The sequence below is a fragment of the Agarivorans sp. Alg241-V36 genome (assembly GCF_900537085.1).
GTDB lineage: Bacteria > Pseudomonadota > Gammaproteobacteria > Enterobacterales > Celerinatantimonadaceae > Agarivorans.
The window spans coordinates 335,152-346,029 of sequence record NZ_UNRE01000001.1; the positions used below are offsets into that span (position 1 = coordinate 335,152).

At 44.5% G+C, this 10,878-nt stretch carries 14 protein-coding genes and 1 pseudogene; 9 read left to right on the forward strand and 6 right to left on the reverse strand.

The genetic code is table 11. The annotated features are described in order from the left end of the window. Positions 1-98 precede the first annotated feature (98 nt). The 5 genes and pseudogenes from G6R11_RS01590 to G6R11_RS01605 all read left to right on the forward strand — a co-directional run bounded on the left by G6R11_RS01590 (position 99) and on the right by G6R11_RS01605 (position 1,897). On the forward strand, positions 99-464 hold the full coding sequence (locus G6R11_RS01590; protein WP_163130833.1) for a hypothetical protein: 366 nt from the start codon (positions 99-101) through the stop codon (positions 462-464). Between the two features lie 70 nt (positions 465-534). Next, on the forward strand, positions 535-1,020 hold the full coding sequence (locus tag G6R11_RS01595; protein WP_163130835.1) for a hypothetical protein: 486 nt from the start codon (positions 535-537) through the stop codon (positions 1,018-1,020). Positions 1,021-1,031: 11 nt separating this feature from the next. After that, complete coding sequence (locus tag G6R11_RS21955) at positions 1,032-1,217, forward strand: nucleotidyltransferase family protein (protein WP_205472554.1); 186 nt, start codon at positions 1,032-1,034, stop codon at positions 1,215-1,217. Positions 1,218-1,357: 140 nt separating this feature from the next. Then, positions 1,358-1,465, forward strand: a pseudogene (locus G6R11_RS21960) (nucleotidyltransferase family protein); the annotation flags it as partial. A 186-nt stretch (positions 1,466-1,651) separates the two neighbouring features. Beyond that, a complete protein-coding gene (locus tag G6R11_RS01605; RefSeq protein WP_163130838.1) occupies positions 1,652-1,897 on the forward strand; it encodes a hypothetical protein in 246 nt (81 codons plus the stop codon). Positions 1,898-1,911: 14 nt separating this feature from the next. On the opposite strand, the gene arsJ is transcribed toward G6R11_RS01605, so the two are convergent. The 5 genes from arsJ to G6R11_RS01630 form a co-directional block, all read right to left on the reverse strand. Further along, a complete protein-coding gene (gene arsJ / locus G6R11_RS01610; protein WP_163130841.1) occupies positions 1,912-3,132 on the reverse strand; it encodes an organoarsenical effux MFS transporter ArsJ in 1,221 nt (406 codons plus the stop codon). Between the two features lie 283 nt (positions 3,133-3,415). Next, a complete protein-coding gene (locus tag G6R11_RS01615; protein ID WP_163130844.1) occupies positions 3,416-4,426 on the reverse strand; it encodes an ArsJ-associated glyceraldehyde-3-phosphate dehydrogenase in 1,011 nt (336 codons plus the stop codon). An 11-nt stretch (positions 4,427-4,437) separates the two neighbouring features. Further along, positions 4,438-4,932 carry a dual specificity protein phosphatase family protein gene (locus G6R11_RS01620; RefSeq protein WP_163130847.1) on the reverse strand — a complete coding sequence of 165 codons (495 nt, stop codon included), beginning with the start codon at positions 4,930-4,932 and terminating at the stop codon, positions 4,438-4,440. Between the two features lie 9 nt (positions 4,933-4,941). Then, positions 4,942-5,736 carry a metalloregulator ArsR/SmtB family transcription factor gene (locus G6R11_RS01625; RefSeq protein WP_163130850.1) on the reverse strand — a complete coding sequence of 265 codons (795 nt, stop codon included), beginning with the start codon at positions 5,734-5,736 and terminating at the stop codon, positions 4,942-4,944. A 241-nt stretch (positions 5,737-5,977) separates the two neighbouring features. Further along, positions 5,978-7,207, reverse strand: coding sequence for a hypothetical protein (locus G6R11_RS01630; protein WP_163130853.1), 1,230 nt, complete (start codon positions 7,205-7,207; stop codon positions 5,978-5,980). Between the two features lie 290 nt (positions 7,208-7,497). Between G6R11_RS01630 and G6R11_RS01635 the strand changes: the two genes are divergently transcribed. Then, positions 7,498-7,731, forward strand: a complete 234-nt coding sequence (locus G6R11_RS01635; protein ID WP_016403794.1) for a YdcH family protein — start codon at positions 7,498-7,500, stop codon at positions 7,729-7,731. A gap of 84 nt (positions 7,732-7,815) precedes the next feature. Here the strand turns inward: G6R11_RS01635 and G6R11_RS01640 are convergent, their stop codons facing one another. After that, positions 7,816-8,589 (reverse strand): SDR family oxidoreductase, encoded by a 774-nt coding sequence (locus G6R11_RS01640; RefSeq protein WP_163130856.1) that lies wholly within the window; start codon positions 8,587-8,589, stop codon positions 7,816-7,818. 48 nt (positions 8,590-8,637) lie between these two features. Here G6R11_RS01640 and G6R11_RS01645 point away from each other — a divergent pair, with 48 nt between their 5' ends. The 3 genes from G6R11_RS01645 to G6R11_RS01655 all read left to right on the forward strand — a co-directional run bounded on the left by G6R11_RS01645 (position 8,638) and on the right by G6R11_RS01655 (position 10,817). Beyond that, the gene (locus tag G6R11_RS01645; protein ID WP_163130859.1) at positions 8,638-9,579 is read left to right on the forward strand and encodes a LysR family transcriptional regulator; all 942 of its coding nucleotides are present in this window, start codon (positions 8,638-8,640) and stop codon (positions 9,577-9,579) included. Between the two features lie 101 nt (positions 9,580-9,680). Beyond that, positions 9,681-10,451, forward strand: coding sequence for a ribonuclease H family protein (locus G6R11_RS01650; protein ID WP_163130862.1), 771 nt, complete (start codon positions 9,681-9,683; stop codon positions 10,449-10,451). Positions 10,452-10,454: 3 nt separating this feature from the next. Then, positions 10,455-10,817, forward strand: coding sequence for a hypothetical protein (locus G6R11_RS01655; RefSeq protein ID WP_163130865.1), 363 nt, complete (start codon positions 10,455-10,457; stop codon positions 10,815-10,817). Positions 10,818-10,878 lie beyond the last annotated feature (61 nt).

Consider the following 10,878-nt stretch of genomic DNA (forward strand, 5'->3'; position numbering starts at 1 on the left):
GCTTGCGTGACTCGGCGATAATGAAGGGGAAGGAATAGCAACTGCTAGAAAACTCAATTCATTGAGCTTGTTGTTATTTTAGTAAGTATTGTTAGGGTATGATTGTTCTTGGGTTTTTGATGCTTGTTGGTGTTTTTGTACATAGTAACCAAGCTTGCAAGGTCGCAGTAATAAAATGTCAAATGGCGCTTATGAAAAAGATTCTTCCACATATAGAAATTGGATATGACCAATACGGTGCTGTAGCCCTTAGTGTCGAAGATTACGAGTTGTTTGATTTTATCTCTGATTATGTCACTGAACAGTGTGATTTGGATTGGGAAGATAAAACTCACAAAGAGAATGAACAAGGAGAAGTTCATATAATGTACTTCAGTCAGAAACACTCTATCAAAGACGTTGAAGGTGCTCTTCTAAAATTATCACCAACAGAAATTAATGATGTATATGCACTCAATAACTAGCATGTTGCATTACCAGGAGCATTTAGTAACCGCCTAAGTTGAGGCAGAAATCAGGCAAGTGAGGCATCATATGGAAAATCAAGACTGGAAGGCAATGATTCGCTTCCTTGAAGTATTACCAGAATCTGGGGACAAAGAGCTGACATTGCTCAAAGCGCATTTAGTAATTGAAGAAGTGCTGACGAAAATTCTGGCTAAAGAATGTGTAAATGAAAAATATCTTAATGAAGCCAAATTGCAATTCCATCAAAAAGTTAAGCTTGTGCGGGCATTTTACCAACTCACGCACTCAGATTGGATTTGGAAAGCACTTCATAATTTAAATCAAGCTCGAAACCATATGTCACACAACCTAACGAAGCATGAGCTTGAAAATAAAATTAGTGCTTTTACGAATTACGTAGCTTTACACAACACGAATTTGTTTAAAGAGGACAATGCTGGGAAGTTCTCCGACTTTCACATGGCAACGTTTGCTACATATATTCCCTTGGCTGCGTACGTTAGTTTTGAGCCTACGGTCCCCAATATTAAGACGCTACTAACGGCGCAATGACACAGAACGAAATGGATGAAATTGTACAACTAATCAAGCAAGACTCAATCAGAGTGAAAGCCTTAAACTGCGTGGCAATTTTAGGCTTGACTGAATGCTATATTGCAGCTGGGTTTGTTCGAAACTGTGTTTGGGATTCGTTGCATAATTTTGAAGCATTTACGACCTTGAACGATGCCGATGTCGTCTACTTTTAACCTGATGAGTCGAACCACAAGTCTTGTCTTGAGTATGAAGTCTTGTTAAAAAAGCTATACCAGAATTGAATTGGGAGGTTAGAAATCAAGCAACAATGCATAGTAGTAACGGAGACTTACTATATTAAAGTACGTTAGATGCTATGAGTTATTGGCCAGAAAAAGAAACTGCGGTTGGTATTCGGCAGGTTGCCCCAAATCATTGCGAGTGTATTGCTGCATTTGGCTTTGAGTCATTATTCCAATAAAGCATCACACATAATCCCAAACGATCACTGGAAATGCTTTAAAGCCTTGTAAACTCAAAGGGTTAGCTAGCTAGGTCGCTTTCGTTGAGAATCGTGTCATAACAACTGCTTCAGCGCTGCTAGTTTTGCTTCGTTTATAAGCCAGTTTATCGTGGCGTCAGATCTAGTGAGTAATACGAGAAGAATATGAAAGTTGGCTCAAAAGTTACCTTAATTACTTTTAACGGCAAATTATCACCTCCAACTGGTTGCGACTCATCTGAGGACTATTGGGCATTAATCGGGTCAAGCGGAACGATTGCTAAATTAGAGAACAAGCGCGGTAGGTTTCTAGTGCAATTTGATACTGATGTAAGCAAATTGGGCTTGCACTGCCACAACGAAATACCAAATAGCTTGCTTATTTTATCAAGCGATTTAGATGAACTTTAATTGAATGGACAAGCTTAGACAGCTTGCCCCTCACTCCCTTTTGGCAGCGCTACACTAATCACGCAGCATATCGCTAACATGGCAAAGCTTGCCCATAAACAGGCGGCTAGGCCGGCCATTTGAAATACTACGCCCGACAATACCGTTCCTACTAATCGCCCCATGGCGTTGGCCATGTAGTAAAAACCTACGTCCATAGATACGCCGTCTTCGCTGGCATAACTCACTACCAGGTAAGAGTGCAGCGAGGAGTTAATGGCAAAGGCGATGCCAAATAGCATTAAACCTACAATAATGGTGGCCTGTGGCTGCCAGCCTAGTTGCACTAAGTAGGCGAGGATGCCGGTAATAACGCTAAGCAATAATGCCCAAATTAAGGCTGCGCCTCGGCCGGGCACTTTGCCCGATTGGCTGCCGGTGATTTTGGGAGCTAAGCCTTGCACTACGCCGTAGGCGATCACCCACGCGGCCATAAAGGTGCCGGTTTCGATGTGCGACCAGTTTAAACTGGCGCCTAAATACACTGGTAGCGCGACCACAAACCAAACATCGCGGGCAGCAAATAAGAATAAACGTGCTGCTGCCAAAATATTGATTTGCGGGCTTTTAGAGAATATTTGCGAGAACTTAGGTTTGTTTTTGGCTTTGCCTAAGTCTTTTTCCAGCAGCTTTAAGCTTAATAGCAGCACTACAAACAATACTGCCGCCATGGCTATCATCGACAGTTGAAAGCCGATTAAATTTAGCAGCGCACCGCCTAAGAAAAAGCCAAAGCCTTTAAGGGCATTTTTAGAGCCAGTAAGAATGGCCACCCACTTGTATAGGCTGTGTTGCTGGTCGCCACTCACCAAACCTTTAATCGAGCTTTTAGCGCTCATTTTGTTTAAGTCTTTAGCAATGCCCGACAGCGCCTGCGCCGCCATTACCAAAGGAATACTTAAATATTGGCTAGGCAAACCCAGCGCCAGTAAGGCTATGATTTGCATGGCTAGGCCAATATTCATGGTGTGGTTTAGGCCAATACGTGCGCCTAACCAACCACCAATTAAGTTGGTCACTACCCCAAAAAACTCGTAAAACAAAAACAGCATGGCAATGGCAATAGCCGAGTAACCTAGCTGGTGAAAATACAGCACCACTAACATGCGCAATGCGCCGTCGGTAATGGTGAAGTTCCAATAGTTAAAGGTAACTAATAGGTACTGTTTTAGCTGTTGGGGTAGTGCTTTTATCATGTTTGCCTAGGGCCTGTTGATCTTTGGTGTTGATCTTTGGTGTTGAAATTTTGTTCGAGATAAGCGGGCTTTAATTGCGGCGAGCACTTTGAAGCCTAGTGGGCTAAGCGAGAAGTGCTCAACAAAGAGTAAAGTTCGCTTATCTGAACCCTTCGGGCAGCATTTATTGGCCATTTATTCAGCGTTAGCGAGTGATTATTAAGCTCACTTAAATTCACACTCACTGCCTTGCCTAAATGGCTAATAAACTGCTGCAAAAAACATCAGCAAGGTTCAACAGGTCCTAGCCTTTATCTGCTAAACCAACTTTGCGAATAAGCTCGCTGGTGCGGGTTGCGTAGCCCATTTCGTTGTCGTACCAGGCGTATACTTTAAGCATGCGTTTGCCAACCATCATGGTTGATTGCGCATCTACAATACTTGAGCGTTGGTCGCCTTTGTAGTCAATCGACACTAGCGGCTTTTCTTCGTAACCCAGAATGCCTTTTAGCTCACCTTCGCTGGCTTGCTTAAATAAGCTGTTCACTTCTTCGGCGGTGGTATCGCGCTCTAGGGTAAACACCATGTCGGTGAGTGAAGCATTGGCTAGTGGTACGCGCACTGCGTGGCCGTTTAGCTTGCCGTCTAACTCAGGGAAAATGTCGCAAATCGCTTTAGCGCTGCCGGTGGTAGTAGGAATTAACGACATGCCACAAGCGCGGGCGCGGCGTAAATCTTTATGCGGGGCATCTAAGATGGTTTGGGTATTGGTTAAGTCGTGAATGGTGGTCATGCAGCCAGACTCAATGCCTAGGTGCTGCTGAATTACTTTAATCACTGGTGCTAAACAGTTAGTGGTACAAGAAGCCGCGGTAACAATTTGGTGTTGGCTTGGCTCAAAAATATCGTCATTCACACCCACTACAATGTTGGCCACGCCGTCTTCTTTAACTGGGGCCGATACCACAACGCGCTTAACGCCTTGGGCTAAGTAAGGTGCTAATTTGGCTTTAGAGCGGTGTACGCCGGTAGACTCTAACACTACGTCACAGCCCGACCAATCAAGCTTGCTTAAGTCTTTTTCTTGAAAGCACTTAATGGCTTTATTGTTGATAACAATGCCATCGGCGGTGTGCTCAACGCTATGTTCCCAACGGCCTTGCACTGAATCAAACTCTAGCAAGTGGCCTAGGGTTTCGGCGTTGCCTGCTGCATCGTTAATCATTACAAATTCTAACTCTGGCCAGTTGTATGCGGCGCGAAGGGCTAGGCGGCCAATACGGCCAAAGCCGTTAATTCCTACTTTAATGGTCATAGCTATATTCTCTATTTGGCAAATTGTTGAATGTAAGTTTGCTGTGCAGGTACGGTGAAGGCATTAGGGCGTACTGCTTTAATTTTGCTAATGGCGTCGTCTAACTCAAAACCCATTGCTAGCATAATGCGCGCAGCTAATAGCCCAGTGCGACCGCTACCACCTTTACAGTGAATAGTTAGGTTCATGCCATTGTTTAGTAGCTGTAAAAAGCGTGGTAACAGAGTTTGAAATTGCGCTTCCCATTCTTCGTCTGGCACAGTGTCGTCGGCCAAAGGCAGGTGGAACCACTGCATGTCGTGAGTCACCGAAGTTTTAGGTAAATCACTTAAGTCGTTGTCGGCTAGTTCTTGCTTGGTCATTAAAGTGATTAGCGCAGGGCTGTTTTTGTAACAAAGCTGCTGTAACGACGTAGAAAGATCGACACCTTTGGTGCCAGGGCACGGTGTTAACAGTAGTTGAGCATTATCGCTAACATCAACGGCAAAAATAGGATGTGAAGACATAAACGTACCTTAATCTTGTTTAACTAATTGAGATTGTAGTTGGGTATTAACTGGCTGCCTGATTCGAGTTAGCGGCTGGTTAATGTAACTGGGGTTAGCTACTCGCGTAGTAGAGAGGGTTTGCGCAACCCACTCGGGCAGCAGTGGATTTAAATGGTAAAACACCTGCTGGCCTTGGCGCGTAGTAGACAATAATTGGCATTCGCGAAGTAGCGCCAAATGGCGTGAAACTTTGGGTTGGCTTACTTCTAGGGCAGTACAAAGCTGATTAACACTTAAGCGTTGCTCGTCTTCAATCAGCATTAAAATTTGTAAGCGAGTATTGTCGCTAAATTGCTTAAATACGTCGATGGGCTCGATTTGCAACGCAGCCTGTGGGTTGTGATTAAAGCGCACAAACTCGGCTAAACGCAGCTCTAAGTCTGCAAATACTTGTTCAAATAAGGCTAAGCCTTGTTGCTCGGCCGGATCGGGCAAGTTCCAATGTAAAATGGCCGCGCTGTTTGGCAGTAAGGCACACTCTTGCTTGGCGCTGTCACACAAGGTAATGATGAAATTAAACAAGGCAGGGCGCTGAGTTTGCTGCTGAATATCTTGCTCAAGCTCGGTAATGGTTTTACTGCGCAAGCCGCTACTAGATAAGCCTTGAGCCTGTAAATGCTTAATGGTGCGAGGGTCGATGCCCTTAGGCTGGGTGCCAGCACTATAAGCCACAAAGTGCTCGGCATAGCGTTGGTTAACCAAGGCTTCGGCTAACTGCGAGCGAGCAGCATTTGCGGTACATAAAAACAATACAGATAACATATGGTCAACCAAATATACGTAAAAGCATATATACGATATTTCATATATCTCGGTTGCGCAAGAGATATTTCGAAAATCTATTACTCAGTTTCATCTAATCAACGTCGATAGAGGGTGTTAATTGGGTATTTGGTCTAGCGGAAGCTGCTAGAGGGGAATAGCTGAAGGTCACTTTTAGCAACATAAAAGCCATCGAAGTAGTGAACTTAACGATGGCTTAAAGAGTGATGAATTGTCGGAATTACTTGGTTAAGAAGAGGCCAGATAAGCCCTGAATCGTAATGTTTTCACCATTAATTTCGAATGTAGATACAAGATCTGTTCGGTTGTAAATGGCATAGCCTTGTTCGAACTCTTTGTAGCTAACACCTTCCGATACTTCTATTTGCTCACCGATTGGTTTACCTAAATCGGTGTGAAAAACATCATAATACTGGTGTGAGTGAATGCTTTGGTCGGGGTAGAGAATATAGCCATTGTCAGCAATCACTAGCGTCATTGCTGTAAATAACTCTACTAGTTGGATATTCTCATCGCTTAGGCGCTCTTCATAACCGCCGATATTCCAGGGTTCTACAGCAATGACTTTTAGGCCCGATAAGGCGGTATTCCAATAGCTGATTACCTCTTCAATTTCTTCGATTGAACTAGACCCATCTTCTTTATACGTTGGGTAGCGCGTATCTGTTGTTGCTTTTGCTAACTCAAGGAATACGCCTGAGAGGTACTCGGCAGATGGATCGTTTATCGCCCAGTTGGTATTACCCATGATAATAAAGTCTTCGCCCACGGCCGCACGGATTTGTTGGGCAATTTCAACGCGAGCTTGCTGCACTTCTTCATCGGTGAAAAGGTCGTCTTCAGCTCCTGCCCAGCGTCCATCTGCACCGTTGTGCCACCAATCAAACAGTATGCCGTTACCACCATCGGCTTTGATGTTTGTCGCTTTCTCGACTAGCGAGCTATGTAGCTCGGGATCAAGAATGTTTAGGTTATAGGCTCGCGCCCAAAGATCATCGCCTTCATGAGGTTGAAACAGCTCATCCATGTAATAAGAAGTACTAGGATCTAAGGTATTCCACTGTTCAAACCAATAGTTCCACATAGGCGCAACGATATAGAGGGTATTTGGGTCGGTTGTGTAGCGTTGTATTTGTTCAGCGCTCATGCCACTTAAAGGGCTAGCAACATCGGTTTTCCAGTTGTTATTCATACCGTGACTTTCACGATTAACCCAAACCATTGCATAGGGTGTTTCAGCGGTATCACAATCCATCCAAAGTGTGTCTTGCCCACAGTTGCTGTTGGGGTCTTGATTGGCGCCCCAAGGTGAAAATACTGGAACAGTAGGCTTATTTTGAACTTTTTCAGTAGTAGTGTAGGTAGTTGTTGGGCTTGTTCCGCCATCACTTCCACCACCACAAGCGGCTAAAAGTGCAGTGCTAATTAGCGCAAGTGTAAGGTGTTTCATTTATGTGTTTTCCTGATAATGAATAAAACTGTGATTAGTCTAGGTTTTCATTTTTTTCAGCACATTAGGTATTCTGTATAAACTTATCAACTGCTTATGTCTTATAAATTAGTTAAATATTTCGATTTGAGTTGTTGTTGATTTTGATTTGTTTTCTTTGATGTGCACTTTGGGCCAATTTGCTGACAATCTCGGCTGTTGTTTTACAAGGGATTTGCTAAGTTTTAAGAACTAGCCAAATTTGGCTAAGGCTGAAACAACATATCGGGTTTAAATGGAAAGGAGTTTTTATGTTAGGTGAAGATCATTCTTTGGCAAAAGAGTTTCCAGAGTTGCTAGATAAGATTACTGCTTTAACGGGCAGTGATGAGAAGTTTGCCGCAGACACCAAGCGCTACAATGCCTTAGATAAAGAAATTCGTGTATTGGAGCTGCGCGGCGGCCCGATAGATGACGAGGCAATGCACCAGCTAAAACATGATAGGGCAGAGCTTAAAGACTCCCTGTATCACCGCCTTAAGTAGGTTTTGAACACTCATAAATTAGTTTGCCTTAAACTAGTTTATGTATTGCTAAAACTTAGGCCGCCTGAGCGGCCTTTTCGCTATTTAGTCTATTAAACCCACTAAGCGCTTGGCTTGTTCCGATTTTAATGAGAAGTCGCTGCCCGCAAATTGTTGTCCTTCTGGCCCACACAAAAACGCTACTGCTTTGGCTGCCCACTCGGCAGGAATATGGCTATTCCAATCGAGTTTACTTACCGCATTAATTTGTGAATCTCGAATGCTGGCCATCATGTCGGTAGCCACTGTGCCTGGAGATAAACCCACGATGCGAATATTGTGTTCCGCTACTTCCAGTTGCGCGACTTCGGTGAGCTTTTGGCTGGCGGCTTTACTCGAGCAGTAATGGCTCCAGCCCAAAAGGGCGCTATTTGCCGCGCCAGAACTCAGGTTAACAATTACTCCAGACTTGGCCTTAATCATCTCTGGCAATACCGCTCGGATCCCATGATTAACCCCTTTGTAATTGATGTCGGCGGCTAAGCCCCACAGTTGTGGGTCACTCTCTACCAGTGTTGTCAAAGGCTCAATTACCCCAGCATTGTTAATCAAAAAGTCTATTTGTCCGTGCAGTGTTAAGCAGTAGTCGACCGCATTAAGCAACGAGGTATATTGGCTTACATCGCAAGCGATGGCATCGGCAATTGCGCCCTGTTGCTTAATCAATTGCGCTTGCTTTTCGACTTCATGCTCATTGCGTGCTGCCAGTACAACCTTGGCTCCAAGGCCTGCGAGCACTTGAGCTGTCGCAAGACCTATACCGCGGCTTGCACCCATGATCAGGGCGCTTTTACCCAAAAAGTGCTTGTTATTTTGCATCTGCTAATCTCCTTAAGTGTTCGTGTTAGTGAGATTAAGTTGATCTGAATGCACAATAAACTAGGCTATAAGCAAATAATTAATGCGGATATCGCACCAATGGACACTGCTAAGCTGAAGATCTTTGTGGCGGTATATCGAGCTAAAAGCTTTGCTGTAGTAGCAAAGCAGCGCAATTTGGCGGCGTCTTCTATTTCTCGCGCTATTGCCGGTTTAGAAGAAGACTTAGGTTTGCGTTTGTTCCAGCGAACCACCCGAACACTAAAGCCTACCCAGGCAGCTGAGCGTTATTTTTTACGGGTGGAACCTTTGTTAGAAGAGCTTGATTTAGCCCAGCAAGAGGCCTTAGGTGAAACCGTGCAGCCATCAGGATTGCTGCGAGTGAGCGCGTCTAGCTCGTTTGGTCAACTGGTATTAGCGCCGTTACTTGGTAAGTTTCAGAAAACCTACCCAAAGATAAAATTGGATTTGGATTTGTCTGACTCTAGGGTTGATCTTATTGCTCAACAATTTGACTTAGTGATACGCCATGGCAGGTTAAACGACAGCAGTTTAGTGGCGCGTAAACTGGTGGATGTGAATTATCAATTGGTGGCCAGTAGCACTTACCTAAAACATGCCACAAAAATTCGCCAACCCAGTGACATCATCCAACACAACTTGCTGGGCTTTACCTACCGTGACTTAAATAAACAGTGGTTTTTTAGCCAAGGTAATACAAGCCACAAGCTTGCGATTAACCCATCGATTAGTTTATCGAGTGCCGCTGCGATTAAACAATGTGTGAACAACGACATGGGCTTGGCGTTGTTAGCCGACTGGACGGTTCGGGAGGATCTTAAGTCAGGCAAACTGGTGCAGGTACTTAGTGAATGGCAAGTGACAGGCGCAAATAGCGAAAGCGCAATCTGGCTGGTTTATCCATCCCGCGCGTTTATGCCAAACAAGGTGGTGGTATTTAGTAAGTTTTTGCTAGAACACTTGCAGTGAGATTAAATTCGCTTGTTGGGAACAGATAAATTCTAAGTTTTCCTTCGTGTTCAGCCGCTTGCTTGGTTATATTAGCCAGCAAATAAGTAAGAGAATCAAACATGGCTAAAAAGTATTACGTGGTATGGCAAGGGCGAGACACCGGCATATTTAACGATTGGCCCACCTGTAAACGCAGCATCGATAAGTTTGCTGGCGCGCGTTACAAGTCTTTCCCCACTTTAGCTGAGGCCGAAGCCGCGTTTGGTGGTAAAGCCAGCGCCAGTGTTAAAGCTGCTGGTGCAGCACCAGCGCGTAAACGTAGCTCGGGGCAATCCGTTAAAACCTATACCGCGGAAGAGATAAGCAAGCTCGCCGCAGAAGTGAAAATTTATACCGACGGTGGCTGCGAGCCAAACCCGGGAAAGGCTGGATCGGGTTTAGCGTTGTACCGAAATGAAAAGTTGGCCGAGCTTTGGTATGGCCTATATAACCCTATGGGCACCAACAATACCGCAGAGCTAAACGCCCTCAATCAAGCAATGATTATGGCGCAGCAAGAGCTTGCCAGTGGTTTGCGAGTAGCAATTTTGTGTGACTCTAAATATTCCATTCAATGTATTACCCAATGGGCTGCCGGCTGGAAGAAAAAAGGTTGGAAGAAAGCCAGTGGTGAGATTAAGAACTTAGCACTGATTCAAGAAATGTTCGAACGCTACCAAGTGCTTAAAGACAAGCTGCAAATACTGCATGTAAATGGCCACGTTGGGGTAGAGGGCAACGAGCTGGCAGATCGAATGTCTATCGTGGCTATCGCCGAGAAAAAACAAGCCTTTGTTGCTTATAGCGAAGCCTTAAATATCCCGGCTATTTTGGCATTAAGGGCAGGCTAACAGATGGAAGATAAGCCAGAAGCAAACAGCCCAAGTGAGCAACGTTTAATAAAACTGTCTGATTTAGCTAATGCCGCTCACCTAAGAATTCAGCAAGATTTTGCGCAGATAGACCCGGTGATTGGTATTAGTCGAAATATGCGTAAAAACGGCGTGCCTGCTGACGTAATGACCATTGATTGCTTAAAAAGCGGTAAGCGCATTATTGTGATTTTGCATGACCAACACCCCGATCAGCTAATGTATAAATTCGCCTTTAAAGACCAAGATCCCGCTGGCGATTTTAGTCAACTCGCCTTTGCCGAGTTTAACCAGCAAGTATTCTACGATTGGATAAAATCTTACTTTTCTCCAGCAGTAAATTAAGCATAAAAGCCAGAGCAAAGGCTCTGGTTTTTTGTTTAAAATCATCTTAAGCAATATCGAA